This is a genomic window from Streptomyces sp. NPDC079020 (assembly GCF_044542225.1).
Classification (GTDB): Bacteria; Actinomycetota; Actinomycetes; order Streptomycetales; family Streptomycetaceae; genus Streptomyces.
Window position 1 is genome coordinate 14967 of sequence record NZ_JBITUB010000004.1, and the last position, 18193, is coordinate 33159.

Below are 18193 nucleotides of genomic sequence, written 5' to 3' on the forward strand. Positions count from 1 at the left end.
GGCGATGAGGTTCCGTAATGCCGGTCCCGCCGCCGAAGGCGCGGGGGGGGCGTATAGGGCGTATAGGGCGGAAATCGAGCTGGGTGCCCCGGCGGGGAAGGCGGGCGGCTCCTGGCGATCCGCCGGGCGGGCGACGGAAAGTGGGAACTGCCGGGCGGGAATGCCGGAGTTGGAGGAGCCACCGGAGCACGGCGTCAGGCGTGAGGTCGGGAAAAGACCGGAATTCAGTTGAGGCCGACCGGCTCACGGGCGTCTGCGAGAACACGGCCGGAGACAGCGTCGCCATGGTCTCCCAGTGTTCTCATCTCCCCTGGCATGGAGTGGATATCGCCAGTCAGCACGGCACTTGGTGCGGTGATCGGGGTGGGATCGACACTGTTCACCGATCGGTTCAGGTGGCGCAGGGAGCGGGACGGCCAGCATCTCGACCTGCGGAGGCAGATGTACGGCGACTACACCGCCGCGCTCTCGCGGATACGAACGGCCCTCAACGAGTGTGCGCAGATGGACATCCCCGCGGAGGAGCGCTCTCAAAGGGTGCGTGAGCTGTTCCTGGCACCTGGGGCGTACGAGATCCGCCACCAGCTGGCCATCGTGGCACCACAAGAGGTGGTGGATGCCGCTCGCTCCGCGTTCGTGGTCCTGAGGGATACACGAGACCTGCTCGTGGCAGGATCCACGGTCGACAGCCCGGCTTACGGAGACCTTGAGGACAGGTTCGACGCGGCAGTGATCGAGCTCCGCAACGTGATGCGCCGAGACCTCGGCACAGTCGATTCCCTCACCGGGCGATGAGGCGCCGGTGACCGGCGCAGCAGAAGGCTGCACCGGGAGCGCACCGGCCGGCACGGCGAGCAACAGTCAGTGACGCCTGCCAACAGCTGGACCGTAGCCGCTGGTTGACCATCCTGACCCGGGGCGGACCTCTGAACGGAGCGCTCAGTCGCACGAGTGGTGATCGCGCGGCTCCTGCGAGGTTCCAGCTTCGGATCACCGGGGCGTGGAGTCGAGGTCAGGGCCGGCTCGCAGGCACGGTGTCCTTCGCCACCAGCGTGTTGGCGGACCAGCAGAGCCGGTAGAAGTCGACCTGGTCCAACAGGTCGCGGCCCGACCGGTAGAAGTCGCAGGTGGTGCCGGGAGGCCGGGGCAGGGAACGGGCGTGGCCGGGCGGGAAGGGGTAGGGGCGGGCCGGGAGCAGAGAGGCGAGTTCGGCGCGCGGGCGGCCTGTGGTCAGCTCGTCGTAGCGGGACGGCGGCAGCACGCTCGTGGTCAGTAGCCAGGCCAGGAAGACGGCGGCGGGCACGAAGAAGGCGGCTGCGGCGACGGGCGCGACGGCGGCGGCGACGGAGCGGCGGCGGGCGGCGCTGCGTACGTCGGCGAGCCGTCTGGCAGACTCCGGGGCGGTGGCGGTGTCCGTGTACGGAGCCGGGTGGGGAACCGGGTGGGGAGCAGCGGTATCGGAGGGCGGCGCGGACCCGTCGTACTGCCCTCGGGTCCAGGCCCGCGTTCCGGTCGCCGTCCCGGTCGCCGTCCCGGGCCCCGACGCCGGTGTCCCGGCCCCCCGTCGTCGGGGGCGGGCCGGGACCTGGTGCGGGAGCACGGCGGCGACGCGAAAGCCGCCTTGGTACGGGCCGGTCCGCACGGAGCCCCCGAGGACCGTCACCCGCTCCCGGAGCCCCGCCAGTCCCCTGCCGCCGCCGGCCGCCGGGCCTTCGGCCCCGTACGCCGGTCCGCCTGCCGGCGGGGCGGCGTTCACGACGCTCACGCGGGTACGGTCGGCCTGGTGCGTGATCCGTACCCGGATCACACTGCCCGGCGCGTGCTTCACGGCGTTGGTGAGCGCCTCCTGCACGATCCGGTACATCCCGCGCTCCACCAGGGGGGACAGCGTGGGCACCGCCCCGCACCGCTCCCACCGGACCGGCGCGCCGAAGGCGGCCGCCCGTCCGAGGAGGTCCTCGACCGTGTCCTTGGTGTGCAGGCCCGTACCCGTTCCCGGTCCTGGCGGATCGTGCAGGACGGCGATGGTCTCCCGCAGTTGCTCCACGGCGTCCGCGATCGTCCCGCGCAGCTCGGCCAGGTCGGTGCGGTCGCGGTCGGTGAGGTCGGGGGAGAGTTCCAGGGCCCCGGCGCGCAGGGCGACCAGGCTCAGCGCGTGGCCGAGGAAGTCGTGCATGTCGGCGGCGATGTCCGCGCGCTCGGTCAGCCGCGCCCGCTCCGCGACCAGGTGCTGCCGCTCCTCCAGCTTCCGGGCCAGCCGCCAGCCCTCCCGCACGAGTTCGCGCCGGCCACGCCAGTGCCGTCCGGCCAGCCACGGCAGCAGAAGGGCGGCGGGCAGCACGGTCAGCGCGTAGAACCACCACACCGCCTGTACCCGCAGCACGGCGCATGTCGCGACATCGGCCGCGAGGCACCAGACCAGCACCAGGAGCGGGCCCCGGGCCGCGGCGACCCGGGCACCCAGCAGACAGCTCAGGGCGGCGAGCGACAGTACGTGGGCGTTGGCGGGGGTCGCGGAGTCGGCCAGGCCCAGCACACACAGCCCGTTGGTGAGGACGGTCGCGGCCCCCGGCCGGCGGCGGGACAGCGGTACGGCGACCGCCAGGACCGCCAACGGGAGGAGCAGGTCCAGGACCGGTGAGGCCGCGCCCGCGTCCCGGAACCCGTAGCCGGTCGCTGCGGCGAGCACACCCCACAGCGCCACGTCGCCGAGCACGGTCCTGGCCGGGAGCAAGGGCATACGCGGGTGCGGCATGGTGCGTCGACCGTCCTTCCGAGGGATCTCCTGACCTGCTCGGTCGATTCTGTGGGACGGGCCCGGACGCCCGACGACGCGGTGGGCGCCGGACGGGCGCCGGGCGGGCGCCGGGCGGTGTCCGGTTCAGGCGGGGAGCCGGGCGGTGTCCGGTCCCGTTCCGGCGCGGGGTCGGGCATCGGGTCCTGTTCGGGCGCGGGCCCCGTCGAGGGCCGTGACCTCGGGCTTGAGTTTGGGCGTCCGGGCCGGTTCCGGCAGGGGCTCACGCGTGCGGTCCCGTTCCGGCGCGGGCGCGGGCGGCAACCGGTCCCGTACAGGCGCGGGCGCGGGCGGCGGGACCCGTTCCGGCGTGAGGGTCAGGCGTCCCGGCGGCGTAGCACGTACAGGCCGATCAGGTGTGCCGCGGAAGCCCACGCCACCACGATCATCATCGCCGTCGCCGGTGCGTACGGGGCCCCGGCTCCGACGCGCACGAAGTGATCCCCCGCACCGTGCGGCAGGTAGTCGTTGACGGCTGCGAGCGCCGGGCCTCCGAGCCCCAGGAGCATGCTCGGCAGCGCCCACAGCAGAGTGACGAGGATCGACAGTGCGCCGGCCGGATGTCGAGCGGCGAAGGCGGCCCCGACAGCCAGCGCGGCGACGAGCGCCTGGTAGAGACCGACGGACAGGATCTGCCGGAGGGCCGTTCCGGCCTCGAACGAGGCCCGTCCGTCGAACGCCCCCCACGCCACCGCCGCACCCACGACCGCGTAGACGACGCCGGCGGCGAACGAGACGCCGGCCACCACCAGCACCTTCGCCATCTGGACCCGTTGCCGCCGGGGCACCCACAGCAGGGAGGCCCGGACAGTCCCCGTCGCGTACTCGGAGGTCACCACGAGCGTGGCCAGGACGGCGACGGCGAATTGGGTGAGGACGACGGAGGAGGCCGCCGCGTTCCCGACGGGCTCGATCGGATGATCGTTGATGCGGGCGATCGAGGCGTAGTAGAAGGTGTAGACGCCCGTGATCGCGAGGCCCGCCAGGAGACAGAGCCAGGGGGCCCGGACGGACCACAGTTTGGTCCACTCGCAGGCGATGGCCCCGGCGAAGCCGCCGGGTGCGCCGCGGCCAGGAGTGTCGCGCACAGCTTGGAGCGGGTCCGTCCGCTCGCCGGGTGTCGTCGTGGTCACTGTGCTCCCCCTTCGTTCGGCGCAACGGCCGCGTCGGTCGTGTCCGTGCCGCTGCCGCCGGTCGTGTCCGTGCCGCTGCCGCCGGTGGTGTCCGTGCCGCTGCCGCCGGTCGCGTACTCGGTGCTGCCGCCGGTCACGTACTCGACGCTGCGCGCGGTCAGGTCCATGTACGCCTGCTCCAGCGAGACCCTGACGTCGCTCAACTGGTGCAACCGGACCCGGCAGTGGTGGGCGAGGTCGCCGATCTCGGCGGCTGTGCGGCCCTCGACGGCGAGTTCGCCGGACGCGGACGTCTCGACGCTCACCCCGTCGGCCTCCCGCAGACGGCGGACCAGTGTCGCCCGCTCCTCGGGATCGGGTACCAGGGTGCGCGCCGATACGGGAGAGGCGGCGGCGAGGAACTCGGTCATGGAGGTGTCGCTCAGCAGCCGGCCCCGTCCGATGACGACGAGGTGATCGGCCGTCAGCTGCATCTCGCTCATCAGATGGCTCGAAAGGAACACCGTGCGTCCTTCCGCAGCCTGGTCACGGACGAGCCGGCGGATCCACCGCACACCGTCCGGGTCGAGACCGTTGACCGGCTCGTCCAGGACGAGCACCGGCGGATCGCCGAGCAGCGCGCCCGCGACCCCGAGCCGCCCGCTCATGCCGAGGGAGTACGCGCCCGCCGGCCGCCGGGCCGCCCTGGTCAGGCCCACCGCCTCCAGCACCTCGTCCACGCGGCGTACGGGGATGCCGTTGGCCCGGGCCTGGGCTACGAGGTGGGCACGGCCGGAACGGGCCGGGTGGACGGCTCGGGCGTCCAGCATCGCGCCGACCGCGCACAGCGGCCGCCGCAGGGCCGCGTAAGGCCGGCCGGCGATCAGGGCCCGCCCCCGGGTGGGATGGTCCAGGCCCAGGATCATGCGCATCGTGGTGGACTTCCCGGCGCCGTTGGGGCCGAGGAAACCGGTCACGCGGCCGGCCTTGATGTCGAGTGTCAGCCCGTCCACGGCAAGGGTGTCGCCATAGCGTTTCGTGAGTCCTTGGAGGGTGATCACGGAGTTCCTTCGCTGTCGGTCGCGGAGTACGGAACGCGAAACGCGGAATACGGAACGCGGAATACGGAACGCGGAGTGCGGAACGCGGAAGATGCTGCGGCGCGCTCCCACCGGTGCGAGTACGCCGCCTTTCTCCACGGAAGCGACGCTAGGAGTCCGCGGCACCGGCGCCCATCGGTCGAACGGCAGTGGCGGCCTGCCTTTCGTCGGGGGTGCGCCCCGCCCCGGGGTGGATCCGCGGGGCTTGCCGTTCGCACGGTGGTGCGTCGGCCGTAGGCTCGCCTCGTGGAAGAGACGACGCCGGGCAGCCGGCCGGTCCGGGTCCTGGTGGCCGACGACGAGGCGATGGTCCGGGCGGGTGTGCGGGCCATCCTGGCCAGGGACCCGCACGTCGAGGTGGTCGCCGAGGCGGGTGATGGACACGAGGCCATCGCGCTCACCCGCCTGCACCGGCCGGACGTGGTCCTGTTGGATATTCAGATGCCCGGCCTGGACGGTCTGACGGCGGTGGCGCGGCTCCACCGGGAACTGCCGGCGGTCGGTGTGATCATGCTGACGACCTTCGGCCAGGACGAGTACGTCACCCGCGCCCTGGAGGAGGGCGCCGACGGATTCCTGCTGAAGGCGGACGACCCGAGAGAACTGCTGAACGGGGTACGGGCGGTGGGAGCCGGCGGGGCCTACCTGTCCCCGCGGGTCGCCGGCCGGGTCATCGCCGGGCTGCGCGCGCACCGAGCGGCGCATCCCCACCGCTCGCTGGAACGGCTCACGGAACGGGAGCGCGAGGTGCTGGCCGGACTCGGGGCGGGGTTGTCCAACGCGGAGATCGCGGGGCGGCTGCACCTGGTCGAGGGGACGGTGAAGGCGCACGTCAGCGCGGTGCTCACGAAGCTGGGCGTGCGCAACCGGGTGGAGGCGGCCATCTCCGCGTACGAGGCCGGTCTGGTCCCGCCGGGGCAGGATCCACTCACCCCGGGGCATCTCACCCAGGGGCGGCCCGCCCCGGGGCGGCTCAGGCCCGGCGGAACGTGAACCGCCGGGCGGCTTCCGCGGGCGCGACTCCTTGTCCCCGGCCGGGGACGTCATACACGAACGCGGCACCTTCCGCGCGCAGTTGGGCAGCGCTCGCATCCCGCCTCATGAGGGCGGCGTAGGCGCTCACGTCCGCGGCGGAGACGTCGCTCCTCCCCCGCTCCTCGTTCTGTCCGAGCAGGTCCGCTTCGTCCTGGGGGAAGCGCAGCACGGTCACCGGCACACAGAATCGTCCGGCGATGGCCACGAGGCGTGCGCGTGCCCGCGGGGTGACGTTCGTCGATTCGGCGACCGCGGTCCGGCCCGCGGCGAGCCTGTCGGTGATCCGGCGGTCGCGCTCGTCGAAGACCCGTGCATCAGCCGTGTCGGACACGGCGTCCGCCGCCTCGCCCCCGAAGAACTCCGCACGGATGTCGTCACTGGAGACAACGGCATCCGGTTCGAGACTCCCTTGAGCGACCAGCTCACGAACGAAGGTGGTCTTGCCCGAGGCCGGCGGTCCGACGAGTACGACGAGTCCTGCGGGGACCACCCTCGGCCCGGAGCTCATCACGCCTGGTCCGACAGGGAGGACAGGCTCGCGCGGGCTGCGGTCATGAAGGCGGCCTTGCGCTCCTCCAGGTGCTCGTTGACCTCGGTGTCGCCGATGTCCCGCCAGACCGCTTGGTTGAGCGCGCGACCATACGCGTGGACAGCGGCGTGCAGGTCCGGATCGCAGAGCAGCACGAGGTGCCGTTCGGCGACCCAGAGCGCGGTCATGGTGCCGCCGGCAGGTGCACTCCAGCCGTCGTCGCCGCCCCATGGATCGGGGCGGCTGTAGGCCGCTCGTTCGGCCGCCTGGGCGCACGCGATGAACTCCTTGATCGCCTGGAGCTGTTCGGCCCTGCGCGCCTCGCCGGTGGCCGCCCTCAGCCGTCGTTCCTCGGCCCGGTCCGCGGACCGCTGGGTGGCGCGCTGGGAGAGGGCCGTCAGCCCGCCGCCGAGCGCGACACCCGTGAGCGAGAGGACCGAAGTCCACACTTCCGAGGCCATGTTGTCCCCCTACGACACGTCCTTGCACATCAGCGTGCACATGGTCTCGCACCGGCCCGGCGAACCGCCCGGCGCCTCCACGTCCCGGGCGCCCGGCCTGCCTGGGCCACGTACCTCCGGCGTGGGCCACGTGCCCCCGGCGTGGGCCACGTACTCCCGGCGTTCGTACAGCGTCCGGCGCGGCCGGCGTTCGTACGGCGTCCTGGCGCGTAAACCGCTCTCCTCCACCCCGAGTTCCGCACGCCAGAAGCCCTAGACCGCAGACCGCAGACCGCAGCACGGACCGCCGGGTGGCCCGGAGGGGAGCTCGGTCAGAGGCGGCAGCTGATTTCGAGGCCGTCCTCGACGGGGAATGTGACGCTGTGGTAGCCGTTGGCGGTGTCGCGTACGTGGTCGAGATAGGGGCCGAGGCCGGGGCGGTCCACGTCGTCGGCGACGACGAGGGTTCCGGGGGCGATGTGGGGTTCGAGGAGCCGAAGGACGGGCAGGCAGAGGTTCTTCCACCCGTCCAGGAACAGGAAGTCGACCGGCTGCCGCAGTGCGGCGAGCGTCTGCAGGGCGTCCCCCTCCAGCACGGTGATCACGTCGTCGAGGCCGGTGGTGGCGAAGGTGCCGCGGGCCGAGGCCGCCTTGATCCGGCTCATCTCCGTGGTGATGACCTGGCCTGCGCCGTTGTCGCGGACAGCGGCGGCGAGGTGCAGGGTGGAGATGCCGTACGAGGTGCCGAACTCGACGACCGTGGTCGGCCCGGTGGCGCGGATGAGGTTGTACAGGAGCTTGCCGCCGTCGGCGGAGACCGGCATGTAGATCTCCTGCGCCGCGTCGGCGAGTTCCTGCGCCGACAGCGACTCCCGGTCGTCGATCGGGATGCTCCACAGACGTGCCGCGGTCTCGTCGTCACGGGCCGCGGCTCCGAACATGCGGGTCAGGGCGGCGGAGACACGGGGTTCCGCGAGGGTGCAGGGTTGCGTGGGCACAGTACGGGCTCCTTCGGGCGGTGCGAGGGGTGGATGGGCCGTCCCCTCAGGCGTGCGGGTGCCTGGATCGATGTCCGCGCGCAGGGACGGCCCGGTGGGCTCCCGGGAGAGAAGCTGCCTGGTCGCGTGGGTGGACGCGGTCATGGCGGGTGCGGGGAAGGTGAGGGAGGAGAGGGAAGGCGGGGAAGGCGGGGACGAAGCCGAAAGGGGCCCCCCACTACCGCGGGACGGTCCGCGGGGCAGCCCGCTGGGCGGTTCACTGGACGGTCCGCTGGGCGGTCCGCTGGGCGGTCCGCTGGGCTCGGCGGGCGCCGGTGACGACCAGGGCTCCGGCCAGGAGTACGACGAGGGCCGCGGCGCGCAGCGCGGTGTTGGCGCCCTGGGTGAACGCTTCGGTGACGGCGGTGTGTTCGGCCGGGGCCGGTGTGAGCGCTTCCCGCACCGTACGCGGGAGCGGCGTGCCGGCTCAGGCCGTCGGGCAGCTGGTGGGTGAACCCGGCTGCGAGGATGGTGCCGACGACGGCCACGCCCAGAGCGCTGCCCAGTTCGCGGGTCGCGGACTGCAGACCTCCGGCGATGCCCGCCCTCTCCACGGGCAGGGCCGCGGCGATCTGAGCGGTCAGGCAGGGCGCTGCCAGCGTGATGCCCAGCCCGATGACGAACAGGGCGGCCGCGTACACGGGGTAGGCCATGGTCGAGGCATACGAGAGGCCGAGCAGGCCGGCACCGGTGAGCGCGAAGGCCGCGGAGAGCGTCGCGGGGACACCGATGCGGCTGATGAGCCCGGGAACGTAACGGGTGCCCACCAGGAGCGGGACGGTCATCGGGATGATCCCGAGCCCTGCCTGCAGGACGGAGAAGCCGCGCCCGTACTGCAGGAGTGAGGCGTTCACGTAGAAGAGCCCGAAGCCTCCGAAGAAGGTGATGGTCATGCCGAGCGCGGCGCTGCTGAGTGCCGCGCTGCGGAACAGCCGCAGGTCGAGCATGGGATGGGGGGCGCGCAGTTCGGTACGCACCCACCACAGGCTCAGCAGAACGCTGCAGGCGAAGGCGATGAGGACGACCGTGCTGCCCCAGCCCTGTTCGGGCCCTTCGATGATGCCGATGAGCAGGGCCACGAAGGCCGCCACGAACAACAGCGTGCCGGGCAGGTCGAGGGTGCGTTCGAGCCGGGCGCTGCGCGGCACGGACCGTGCCACCCACACCAGGCAGCAGGCCGCGATCAGGGCGACCGCTTCGAACAACGCGCGCCAGGAGCCCGCGCTCAGCACCGCGCCGCCGCCGACGTTGCCGACGAGCCCCCGATACCGGTGGCCGCCGCCCAGAGTGAACTCGCGGCCAGCTGCGGCACCGCCAGGTTGATCGCCGCAACGAATCCGACGACCAGGGCAGTGCACACACTCACGCAGGCGAGCACCGGGCCGGACCGCTGCGCCGGGCGCGGAGCGCCCTCCGGTATGCGAGCCATCGCTCTCGATTCCTTCTGGGATTGCCGTACACGGAGCACGGCCGGACACCCACTTACGAGTCACCGTGCCCCGCAAAGGTAACACATACGAGACACTGTGCCTCGTATAGAGTGGCGACATGGTGGATGGAAGCGGTCGCGGACGGCCCCGCAGTGAAAGCGCACGCGCCGCCGTGCTGCACGCCGTCGACGACCTGCTGGTCGAAGTCGGGTACGCGGCCCTGACCATGAAGGGCATCGCCGAGCGGGCGGGCGTGGGCCGTCAGACCGTGTACCGCTGGTGGTCGAACAAGGCGGAGGTCCTCTACGAGGCCAGCGCCATCGATGCCCGGCACGAGCTGTCCGTGTCCGGCAGCGGCGACCCCCGCGAGGACCTCACGGCGTATCTCGACGCGCTCGTCGCCTTCCTGTCCCGCTCCCACGCGGGCGCGGCCTACCGTGCCCTCATGGGGGAGGCCCAGCACGACGCGGACGTCGCCGCGCTGCTCGCCTCCCGCGACATCCTCGGGGAGAGCGCCGCGGAGGTCGTGGAGGCGGCGCGGAGGTCGAGCGGCACCCCCCTCTCGCTCGAACAGGCGACCGCGCTCCTGATCGGCCCGCCCTTCTTCCACATCCTGTCCGGGCACAGCGCGGACGACATCGACACCGAGCAGCTCTCGGAGCAGTTCGTGCGCACCCTGAACCATCCGGGGGCATGAGCCGCCCCGGCACCCCGACCCGCCTGCCGTCGCGCCGGCAGTGGAACCGGGCCGCCCGCCGTCACGTTGGTGGTGCGCGCTTCCTCCGGCTCCACCGCGAGGAACAGAAGCCGCTCCGGGCGTACGGGGGTGGATCCGGCGCCGCTTGCGGAGCGCTGCGCGGATGGTGGACCATGTGCGGGGTCCGAGTGGGAGGTACGGGGGGATGAGCTTTCGGCTGGCGGCGTACGCCGTGTGTATGGAGGACGGACAGGTGCTGCTCGCCCGTCACGTGCCACCGGTGGGCGAGAGCGTCTGGACTCTTCCGGGCGGTAAAGTCGAGCCCGGCGAAGATCCGTTCGATGCGGTGATCCGGGAGGTCGCCGAGGAGACGGGCTGCACCGCGGTGGTGGAGCGCCTGCTGGGCGTGGACTCACGGGTGATCCCGGTGGCCGAGGCCCGTGGAGGAATCGAGCATCAGAACGTCGGCGTCTTCTACCGGGTCCGTATCACCGGCGGCCGGCTCCGGCCCGAGCCGAACGGCGAAATCGCCGAGTCGGTCTGGACGCCGATCCCCGACGTCACCGGTCTCCGCCGGTCGGGGCTGGTCGACAATGGCCTCTCCCTGGCACTGGCCCTTCCGGAAACCGGCCACGTCGCCCCTGTTCCGGTCGGCGGCCTGATCCAGCACTGAGCCGTCCCCGGCATCGCGTCCTTCGGCTCCGCCGCGAGCGGCAGTTGACCGATCCGCTCACCGGGGCCGAGCTCCACGCCCGGCACCTCGCCCCGCTCGCCAGTTCCACCGGTCCCGCCAGTTCCACCGGTCCCACTGTCCGCGGACCGGTCCCCGGCAATACCGTTCTCCGGCCCTGCGGTTGCTCCCAGAGCCGTGAAGAAGTGACGTCACAGGTGCTCGACACGGCCACGGCCAGGGCCTCGTGGCTGTCGCGCATAGCGCGTTCCTACCGCGCAACCGCCGCGGAACGCGTGCGGCTCCTGTCGGTCCGGCGCTCACGCGTCCTGTCGGCGTGAGCGCCCGCTCGCGGTCCATGCCGCCCCGTCGGCCCGCGAGTTCGAGGGGGATCGGTCCCGGTGGGCTACTCGACGGTCTCGAAGCCCATCCCGTATCCCTGGGCGCCCATCTTGAGCCGCAGGGTCGTATAGCCCGGCTGGCCCTTGTTGGCGAACTTGGTCCAGTACTGGCAGGTGAAGCCCGTGTCCTTGCCCAGGGGGACCGCCTTGGCCGCAGGCATCTTCTCGCACGCCGGCTTGCTGGCGTCGGTGCGACCGGACTCGGAACCGTAGCTCTCGTTCATCGAGTCGTAGACCGCCTTCGCCACCAGCAGGCCCTTCTTGGGGGTGGTGTCGAAGAAGACGAGGGAGCTGCCTGCCTTGGCCGAATCGCTGATCTTCACCTCGTAGGGAATTTCGGCTCCCTCGTAGGTGGCGATGCACTGGCTGACCGCGCCGGCCTTCTCGTCCACGCCGTCGGGGCACTCGGCACTGGTCTCGCCGGGTACCCGGGCGGAGCGGAGTACGGCCTGGCGCAGGTGGTGTTCCACCTTCTCGACGAAGGGCGCGTCCATCGCGGGGAGCGGCTTGATCTTGAGTTTCTCGCCCGCTTCGCGCTGGGGAACCACGTCCTTCTGGGGGCCGTCGATGGCGACCGGCAGAGCCTTCTGTGCGGCGCCGCCCGCACCCCCGTCGGCATCGGAAGAGCCGCAACCGGTGGCGAGGAGTCCGGCCGCGATCAGGACGACAATCATCTTTGAGTTCTGCATTGGGTGAAGGTACAGGCCGCCTCTGACAGTGCATGGCCAAGGAGGCCCAAGGCATGTTCGGCCCTGACCCCTCGGCGGCTTCCGAGTTCGGGGACCGGCAGGGTTCCGGCCTCGTGACGAACCGGCAGGACGACGGGTGTGCGAGGGTCCGGCCCACCTCCCGGCATGGAGGGGATATCCCTGGTCAGCACGGCGCGTGGGGCACGGAATCCCGCCGGCCAGCACGGCACGCGGCGCACGGAATCCCGCCGGCCAGCACGGCACGCGGCGCACGGAATCCCGCCGGCCAGCACGGCGCGTGGCGCACGGAATCCCGCCGGCCAGCACGGTCACGTGGGGCACGGAATCCCGCCGGCCAGCACGGCGCGTGGGGCACGGAATCCCGCCGGCCAGCACGGCGCGTGGGGCGGTGAGCGGGGTGGGGCCGACTCGGTCACCGGGCTTGATGGCCGTGCGTGCGGCCCTCGTTCACCGGACCGGGAAGCCGAAGGAGTACCCCTGCTCCCTCAGCCAGGGCAGGATCTCGCGCAGAGCGGCCAGGGTCTGGGAGCGGTCGCCGCCCGCGTCGTGGAAGAGGATGGTCGGTCCGTTGGAGATCTCTCTCTTGACGGTGGCGACCATGGTGTCCGCGCCGGGGCGCTCGAAGTCCTTGGTGTCGACGTTCCAGCCCAGCGGCCGCATCCCCCGGGACGCGGCGAGCTGACGGCTGTACGGGGTGAAGGCGCCGCCCGGGGCCCGGTAGTACTGCGACCGGACGCCGCCGGACGCCTTGGTGATCATGCGTTCGGCATCCAGGATCTGCTGGGACTGGTAGGCCTCGGACTTGGTGTCCATGGCGGTGTCGTGCGAGACGGTGTGGTTGCACAGCCGGTGCCCGTCCGCCACGACCGCCTTGACCAGGTCCGGGTATGCCTGGGCCTGCGTGCCCACCATGCAGAACGTGGCCTTCACGCCGCTGTCCTTCAGCAGTCGCAACACCTGCGGCGTCCAGGACGGGTCCGGTCCGTCGTCGATCGTGATGTTGACGCCCCGCTTGCCGCGGTCCGAGGCGTGCACGATGTCCGCCGCCACGGGCCGGGAGTCCGGCGCTGCGACACGGGCCTCCGGCTGCCGGTTCCCGGTGGGCTCGGCCTGCGCGGTCCACACCGAGGCGCCGGCGGCCACCACCGTCACCCCGAGTGCCGCCGAGAGAAGCCGGCCGTGCCATCCCTTTCCCTTGTGCTTCGCCATGTCGCCCGCCCCTTTGCCGTTTCCGCCGATGCCCTGCCCCCATCTAGACATACGAAAGCCCGCACAAGATCCCCCTGTTACCGATCGCGGACGAATCCGCAGGGGACCGGCGACAATCACCGGAGCCCCGGGACGGACGAGGGGCCGCGCGGCGCCCCGCAAACGGCGAAGAGCCCGTCAGCAAGCTGACGGGCTCCCGCGAAAGGCCGGGGCAGAAGGGTGTCCCGTGATCCGTGGTGGATCAGCGCGCGGCGTCGGATGCGGTGCGTCGCAAGGCCGAGGGGCATCCGCAGACTGGATGCATGCGGACGGTGTGACAACGCCGCGAGGTGCCGTGGCGGTCGTCGCGCGCCCGTCAGGGATGACGGGACAGCCTTTGACCTGCCATCAGGTCAGATCGTCGGGGTTTCGTCGACGATCTCCTTGTGCGGCTCGATGATGAACTTCCAGCCCTCGCTGGGCTCCAGGAACCGCACGCGGGTCGGGTAGATGTCCAGGGCGCGGCGGTCACGGTTCTGGCTGTTGCCCTTCCGCCCCCGGGCCGGCTCCTCGTAGAGGTCGACCTTGACGTCGGGAACCGCGACGGTTTCCTCGCTCCAGCGCTGAACGACCCCCGCGCCGAACGCGTCCCGCGCGGCGGAGTAGAGCGCGTCCAGGGCTTCCTTGTTCCCGCCGGGAACGAAGAGGGCGAGGTTCAGGAGGACGCCGGCACTCTGGAGGACCTCGATCTCCTCCCCCGCCTTGTCGGCGATCCAGATCCCGGCCTCTTCGGCGTTCTCCGGGAGGACGTGAATCTCCTCACCGAACACCGTCCTCGCGACGAAGGCCCCTCCCTCAAAATTCTTGCCCGGCTCCGTGAGGAATGCCGGTGCATAGCAGTCGAGAGGAAGGCCATCCATCCCTGCCGAAACGAAGATGGCGTCCTGGAGACCCAAGCCTGAAATCTCCTCGGCCGTAAGACGTCGAGCCGTAACCTTCTCGGTATTCACGCCATTCCCCTTTTAATCGCGGCGTCCTGTGAATTCATCAAGACTCTACCACGAAAAGGACCGGCCACTTCCCCTTACGCGCGCCCTCAGCTCACGGTAATTGCGGCCACACCCAAGAAGACTTCACCAAGCTTCCGCTCCGTTTTCGGTAACGGAAGCGGCCGCCCGGACACGTCGTCAAGAACTTCGATACGAGGATCGCGTGAGCGAGGAACAAAGCAAGCAAATTACCCATTCACAGCATTCTGCCTCCACATCCGGGCAAAGCAGCGAACCGCACGTACGGAACGGGAAACCCCGTCGATCGAAATCGCACGGGTTTCCCGTTCCCAGCCGAGTTTTCTCGCCATCCATTTCCCCGGTACATGCCCGGGAACAGTGGCGGTGCGGCTCCTCCGCAGTCAGCCCATGTACGGCCACATCTGAGACCCGCAGACACCGTCCACGATAATCTCCGGCGCGCCCGTGGTCTAAAATTCCTTCAGCGCCGCGGTCGTCTCAGGACCGAAGATGCCGCTTATGGGTCCGGGATTGTACCCCTGCCGTCTCAGGCACCGCTGAAGCAGCGCCACGGCCCCACCCGCGTCTCCTTCGCTGATGGTGGGTATACCTTGCAGGTCTTCCGCCGGGAGCGCTTCCCACGTCGCCGGTCCAACGACACCGTCAGGGGCAATTCCCCGCGCGGCCTGGAAACTCTTGACCGCCGTGCCCGTCTCGGCCGTGAAACCTCCATTGACGGGCCGCCGTACACCCCTTCCCTCCGAAGCGCTCTCTGGAGCAGCTCCACGAGGGAATTGGGGCCCGGTTGCTCGATTCCTGGTATTCCCCCAGGGAGGGTGGCATACGGCAGCATCTCTCCTCCAATATGGCCGCAGGTTTCACCTGCGTCCAGCGTGGCACTCGGAGCATGGAAGCGCATGCCGTAAGAAACGGCCCGTGCGCGGCTGCGTCCCCCGGACGACGCGCCTGTGCCACCTCCGGTCCGGATGTGTGGTCGTCCTCCGTGCGACACGCTGGACGTACAGCGTTTCGCTTCTCCCGTGAGAGGGATGATCAGTCATATCCTCACCCGGCCGGACCAAGCAGGAGTTGGCAGTCAGCCAGGTCCCCGACGAGATCGGCACGCCCGACCACTTCGGCCGTGCCCTGCTCTCCGCAATTCTTCGTGACGCCACGGAAAAGCTGCGCGCCGGCGACGGCGACAGTGATCATGTGGAGCTGTCCGCAAAGATCGCTGTCTCCTTCTCGGAGCCGACAGCGCGTTCCGGCGGCTTCTGCTTCCACACGGATCATGTGTGGGTCTGCGTTTTCCCGGAGTAGCCGCCGACGGAACACGGGCCTGATGCGGAACGTGCCCGCGGCGGTGCATCAGCCCTGGTTTCGGCCCCGGTTCACTCGACCGAGAGCGCTTTATCGGCCATAGCTGCCCGGTGGGGAAATGCCCCGAGAAGTCCCCCGGCCTCACCGGCCCCTGCCGCTCCGGAACACCGGAACTCCGGTCGTGTCCCGGCCGGGCCCGCGTAGCCGGGCGGGAGCCGGACGGAAGCCGGGCCGTTCCGGCCGGTCGCGGCCACCTCGCGAATGACCGGATTTGGGTGCCCCGCACGGCGGACACGGTGTCCTGGCGGGAACGCCGGTCCGTCGAAGTGGCCGGCTCGACGAGCCCGGACGCTGTTCGCCGTTCCGCAGACGGTTCGCCGTCGCCAACTGCCTCCGAAACGCGGGCGCTTGCCCTGCTTGCGACGCCCGGGTGAAGAGGGAGATCGAGCACATGTCCACAGTCACGGCGTCCGGAACCTGGACGGCTGTCAGCCCTGCCCCGCCCAACCTCTCGGGTCTCTCCAGCGACAACGTCACCTGGGGTGTTCCCGTCGGCGGAGGCAAGAGCGGTTACCGGTTCGCCGGTGGCACGACCGAAGTGAAGGTCGGCGGCACGGAATTCACTCTGGGGACCTTCACCCACCAGAATTTCCCGATCCAGGGCGGGGCGAACAACCAATTCGATGTGGATCTCGCGGTAGGTATTCGGTTCGAGGAGGACGACTCCGACCGTGCCTTCAGCTTCCGGTTCCACCACTTCGAGACGCCCAACGACGGCCCGACCCCCGACGACGAGGTCGACCTGCCCACCCGGGTGTCCCCGGAGAGCGTGACCATCGACGGCGAGGAGTACGCCGTCGTGATCACCGGTTTCAAGCAGAACGGCCAGATCGTCAACAAGTTCATCAGCCCGGAGAACGGTGCCAACAGCGCCGACATCGTCGCGGTGCTGTCCCGCGTGGGTGCGCCGGACGTGGTCATCGCCGATGTCCACGCCAAGGGCCGGGTCAAGCGGACCCAGGCGGACGAGTACGTCGAGATCGTGAACCAGGGCACGGCATCCGCCGACATCTCCGGCTGGACGCTCTTCGCCGACGACCCCGGCCAGAACTTCACCTTCCCGCCGGGCACCGTGCTCCGGCCCGGTCAGCGGATCCGCATCCACACCAATGAAGTCCACCCCGAATGGGGCGGCTACACCTACGGCAGCGGACGTCCCCTCTGGAACGACAAGGGCGACACTGCCCACCTCCGCGACGCCGATGACACGGTCGTCTCCGACTACAGCTACGGCGCCGGCAACCCCTGATCCCCTGCCCGAAGCCCCTTCCCCGGACGACCCGGGTGATCCGGACGACCCGGACGACCCGGGTGATCCGGACGACCCGGACGACCCGGGTGATCCGGAGGGTCCCAGTGACCGGGTGACCCGCTGACCCGCTGACCCGGACGGCCCCGGCGATCCGGCGGATCCCGGCGATCCGGGGAGGGGGTGTCCCGTGACTCGTCGTCAGACCCCGATGCCCGCCGGGGCCCGGCCCGTCGCCGTGGTCACCGCCGCTCCGGCCGCCAGGGCCGCGCCCAGCCACATCGCCGCTGTGGTGCCGAGGGCGTCCGTCGCCAGGCCGCCCAGCAGCGCGCCCAGGGCGATGGCGCCGTTGAACGCTCCGACGAACAGGGAGGACGCGCCCTCGCGGGCTTCGGGGGACGCGGCCAGGATCCAGGTCTGGGTGCTCACCGAGACCCCACCGTAGGTGAGGCCCCACACGGCCATCAGGGTGCCCGCGGCAAGGAGTGATCCGCCCAGGGCCGGCAGAAGGGCGACGGTGGGCACCATGGCCGTGGCGATCACCAGAAGGGTCCTGCGGGGTGAGCGGGCCGCACCGGCGCCCGCGAGGAAGTTTCCGGCGATGCCCGCGGCCCCGTAGACCAGGAGCAGCGTGCCGATCAGGCCCTCGCCCGACCCGGAGACGTCCTCCAGGACCGGCCGGACATAGGTGTACGCGGCGAAGTGGCCGGTGACCAGGAGGACGACGACGGCCAGGCCGGTGCGTATACGGGGGTCGCCGAGCAGCCGCAGCACGTCGCCCAGCGGCGCGGGCCGCTCCGCCGGCAGCGGCGGCAGGAGGACGGCCAGCGCGACGAGCACCAGGAGTGCCAGGGCGGCGGCCGCGACGAAGGCGGTGCGCCAGCCTGCGAGGGCTCCGGCGTACGCCCCGGCCGGGATGCCCAGCACGGAGGCCACGGCGATGCCGCTGAAGACCAGCGAGGTCGCGGCGGCGACCGACCTCTCCGGCACCAGGCGTACCGCCAGTCCCGCCGCTATCGCCCAGAACCCGCCCATCGCGATACCGACCAGCACCCGCGCGGCGACCATGACGCCGAAGCCCGGGGCCCAGGCCGCGCCCAGGTTCCCGATCACCAGCACGGCCGCCAGGGCGCAGAGCGCCACGCGCCGGTCGAGCCGGCCCCCGGCCGAGATCAGCAGGGGCGCGGAGACCGCCGCGACGAGCCCCGTGATCGTCAGCGTGAGGCCGGCCGTGCCCTCCGACACCCCGAGCGAGCCGCTCATCGGGGTGAGCAGCCCCACGGGCAGCATCTCGGAGGTGACCACGGTGAACGTGCCGACGGCCAGCGCCACCACCCCCAGCCGGCCCCGCACCCCGGCACGTTCCCGTGTGTCCGCTGTCCGTACGGATTCCTCTGCCTGCGTCATGCCC

19 protein-coding genes are annotated in these 18193 nt (G+C 71.1%); 6 read left to right on the forward strand and 13 right to left on the reverse strand.

All coding sequences use genetic code 11. The annotated features are described in order from the left end of the window. Positions 1–315: 315 nt before the first annotated feature. On the forward strand, positions 316–795 hold the full coding sequence (locus tag ACIGJO_RS09625; RefSeq protein WP_399954624.1) for a hypothetical protein: 480 nt from the start codon (positions 316–318) through the stop codon (positions 793–795). Between the two features lie 217 nt (positions 796–1012). Here the strand turns inward: ACIGJO_RS09625 and ACIGJO_RS09630 are convergent, their stop codons facing one another. The 3 genes from ACIGJO_RS09630 to ACIGJO_RS09640 all read right to left on the reverse strand — a co-directional run bounded on the left by ACIGJO_RS09630 (position 1013) and on the right by ACIGJO_RS09640 (position 4967). Next, entirely contained in the window at positions 1013–2740 is a 1728-nt protein-coding gene (locus ACIGJO_RS09630; protein ID WP_399954626.1) for a sensor histidine kinase, read from the reverse strand. A 371-nt stretch (positions 2741–3111) separates the two neighbouring features. Further along, positions 3112–3927 (reverse strand): ABC transporter permease, encoded by an 816-nt coding sequence (locus ACIGJO_RS09635; protein ID WP_399954628.1) that lies wholly within the window; start codon positions 3925–3927, stop codon positions 3112–3114. Then, on the reverse strand, positions 3924–4967 hold the full coding sequence (locus ACIGJO_RS09640; RefSeq protein ID WP_399954632.1) for an ABC transporter ATP-binding protein: 1044 nt from the start codon (positions 4965–4967) through the stop codon (positions 3924–3926). The genes ACIGJO_RS09635 and ACIGJO_RS09640 overlap by 4 nt, the downstream gene beginning before the upstream one ends. Positions 4968–5252: 285 nt before the next feature. Between ACIGJO_RS09640 and ACIGJO_RS09645 the strand changes: the two genes are divergently transcribed. Further along, positions 5253–5999, forward strand: coding sequence for a response regulator (locus ACIGJO_RS09645; RefSeq protein ID WP_399954635.1), 747 nt, complete (start codon positions 5253–5255; stop codon positions 5997–5999). On the opposite strand, the gene ACIGJO_RS09650 is transcribed toward ACIGJO_RS09645, so the two are convergent. The 5 genes from ACIGJO_RS09650 to ACIGJO_RS09670 all read right to left on the reverse strand — a co-directional run bounded on the left by ACIGJO_RS09650 (position 5980) and on the right by ACIGJO_RS09670 (position 9476). Then, complete coding sequence (locus ACIGJO_RS09650; RefSeq protein WP_399954638.1) at positions 5980–6549, reverse strand: AAA family ATPase; 570 nt, start codon at positions 6547–6549, stop codon at positions 5980–5982. The genes ACIGJO_RS09645 and ACIGJO_RS09650 overlap by 20 nt on opposite strands. Next, the gene (locus tag ACIGJO_RS09655; RefSeq protein WP_399954641.1) at positions 6549–7031 is read right to left on the reverse strand and encodes a hypothetical protein; all 483 of its coding nucleotides are present in this window, start codon (positions 7029–7031) and stop codon (positions 6549–6551) included. Before ACIGJO_RS09655 ends, ACIGJO_RS09650 begins: the two co-directional genes overlap by 1 nt. A gap of 311 nt (positions 7032–7342) precedes the next feature. Then, the gene (locus ACIGJO_RS09660) at positions 7343–8008 is read right to left on the reverse strand and encodes an O-methyltransferase (RefSeq protein ID WP_399954643.1); all 666 of its coding nucleotides are present in this window, start codon (positions 8006–8008) and stop codon (positions 7343–7345) included. Between the two features lie 140 nt (positions 8009–8148). After that, entirely contained in the window at positions 8149–9279 is a 1131-nt protein-coding gene (locus ACIGJO_RS09665; RefSeq protein WP_399954646.1) for an MFS transporter, read from the reverse strand. Next, positions 9273–9476 carry a hypothetical protein gene (locus tag ACIGJO_RS09670; RefSeq protein ID WP_399954649.1) on the reverse strand — a complete coding sequence of 68 codons (204 nt, stop codon included), beginning with the start codon at positions 9474–9476 and terminating at the stop codon, positions 9273–9275. Before ACIGJO_RS09670 ends, ACIGJO_RS09665 begins: the two co-directional genes overlap by 7 nt. 119 nt (positions 9477–9595) lie before the next feature. Between ACIGJO_RS09670 and ACIGJO_RS09675 the strand changes: the two genes are divergently transcribed. Together ACIGJO_RS09675 and ACIGJO_RS09680 are read left to right on the forward strand one after the other, a co-directional pair. Next, positions 9596–10174 (forward strand): TetR/AcrR family transcriptional regulator, encoded by a 579-nt coding sequence (locus ACIGJO_RS09675; protein ID WP_399954652.1) that lies wholly within the window; start codon positions 9596–9598, stop codon positions 10172–10174. A gap of 205 nt (positions 10175–10379) precedes the next feature. Then, positions 10380–10847 carry an NUDIX hydrolase gene (locus ACIGJO_RS09680; protein WP_399954655.1) on the forward strand — a complete coding sequence of 156 codons (468 nt, stop codon included), beginning with the start codon at positions 10380–10382 and terminating at the stop codon, positions 10845–10847. Between the two features lie 403 nt (positions 10848–11250). Here ACIGJO_RS09680 and ACIGJO_RS09685 read toward each other — a convergent pair whose 3' ends face one another. The 4 genes from ACIGJO_RS09685 to ACIGJO_RS09700 all read right to left on the reverse strand — a co-directional run bounded on the left by ACIGJO_RS09685 (position 11251) and on the right by ACIGJO_RS09700 (position 15028). Next, positions 11251–11934 carry a hypothetical protein gene (locus tag ACIGJO_RS09685; RefSeq protein ID WP_399954658.1) on the reverse strand — a complete coding sequence of 228 codons (684 nt, stop codon included), beginning with the start codon at positions 11932–11934 and terminating at the stop codon, positions 11251–11253. Positions 11935–12402: 468 nt separating this feature from the next. Beyond that, positions 12403–13164: a polysaccharide deacetylase family protein gene (locus ACIGJO_RS09690; protein WP_399954662.1), complete on the reverse strand. Its 762-nt coding sequence runs from the start codon at positions 13162–13164 to the stop codon at positions 12403–12405. 392 nt (positions 13165–13556) lie between these two features. Then, positions 13557–14153, reverse strand: coding sequence for a hypothetical protein (locus tag ACIGJO_RS09695; protein WP_399954665.1), 597 nt, complete (start codon positions 14151–14153; stop codon positions 13557–13559). Between the two features lie 470 nt (positions 14154–14623). After that, positions 14624–15028: a peptidoglycan-binding protein gene (locus tag ACIGJO_RS09700; RefSeq protein WP_399955643.1), complete on the reverse strand. Its 405-nt coding sequence runs from the start codon at positions 15026–15028 to the stop codon at positions 14624–14626. A 214-nt stretch (positions 15029–15242) separates the two neighbouring features. Here ACIGJO_RS09700 and ACIGJO_RS09705 point away from each other — a divergent pair, with 214 nt between their 5' ends. Together ACIGJO_RS09705 and ACIGJO_RS09710 are read left to right on the forward strand one after the other, a co-directional pair. Then, the gene (locus ACIGJO_RS09705) at positions 15243–15473 is read left to right on the forward strand and encodes a hypothetical protein (RefSeq protein ID WP_399954669.1); all 231 of its coding nucleotides are present in this window, start codon (positions 15243–15245) and stop codon (positions 15471–15473) included. Positions 15474–15924: 451 nt separating this feature from the next. After that, positions 15925–16782, forward strand: coding sequence for a choice-of-anchor K domain-containing protein (locus ACIGJO_RS09710; protein WP_399954672.1), 858 nt, complete (start codon positions 15925–15927; stop codon positions 16780–16782). 201 nt (positions 16783–16983) lie between these two features. Here the strand turns inward: ACIGJO_RS09710 and ACIGJO_RS09715 are convergent, their stop codons facing one another. Next, positions 16984–18189: an MFS transporter gene (locus tag ACIGJO_RS09715; RefSeq protein ID WP_399954675.1), complete on the reverse strand. Its 1206-nt coding sequence runs from the start codon at positions 18187–18189 to the stop codon at positions 16984–16986. Between the last annotated feature and the right edge of the window lie 4 nt (positions 18190–18193).

Coding starts and splice junctions, on each gene's coding strand:
- ACIGJO_RS09625 (WP_399954624.1), top strand. CDS start 316: ATGGAGTGGATATCGCCAGTCAGCACGGCACTTGGTGCGGTGATCGGG.
- ACIGJO_RS09630 (WP_399954626.1), bottom strand. CDS start 2,740: ATGCCCTTGCTCCCGGCCAGGACCGTGCTCGGCGACGTGGCGCTGTGG.
- ACIGJO_RS09650 (WP_399954638.1), bottom strand. CDS start 6,549: ATGAGCTCCGGGCCGAGGGTGGTCCCCGCAGGACTCGTCGTACTCGTC.
- ACIGJO_RS09655 (WP_399954641.1), bottom strand. CDS start 7,031: ATGGCCTCGGAAGTGTGGACTTCGGTCCTCTCGCTCACGGGTGTCGCG.
- ACIGJO_RS09670 (WP_399954649.1), bottom strand. CDS start 9,476: ATGGCTCGCATACCGGAGGGCGCTCCGCGCCCGGCGCAGCGGTCCGGC.
- ACIGJO_RS09675 (WP_399954652.1), top strand. CDS start 9,596: ATGGTGGATGGAAGCGGTCGCGGACGGCCCCGCAGTGAAAGCGCACGC.
- ACIGJO_RS09680 (WP_399954655.1), top strand. CDS start 10,380: ATGAGCTTTCGGCTGGCGGCGTACGCCGTGTGTATGGAGGACGGACAG.
- ACIGJO_RS09685 (WP_399954658.1), bottom strand. CDS start 11,934: ATGCAGAACTCAAAGATGATTGTCGTCCTGATCGCGGCCGGACTCCTC.
- ACIGJO_RS09690 (WP_399954662.1), bottom strand. CDS start 13,164: ATGGCGAAGCACAAGGGAAAGGGATGGCACGGCCGGCTTCTCTCGGCG.
- ACIGJO_RS09710 (WP_399954672.1), top strand. CDS start 15,925: ATGTCCACAGTCACGGCGTCCGGAACCTGGACGGCTGTCAGCCCTGCC.
- ACIGJO_RS09715 (WP_399954675.1), bottom strand. CDS start 18,189: ATGACGCAGGCAGAGGAATCCGTACGGACAGCGGACACACGGGAACGT.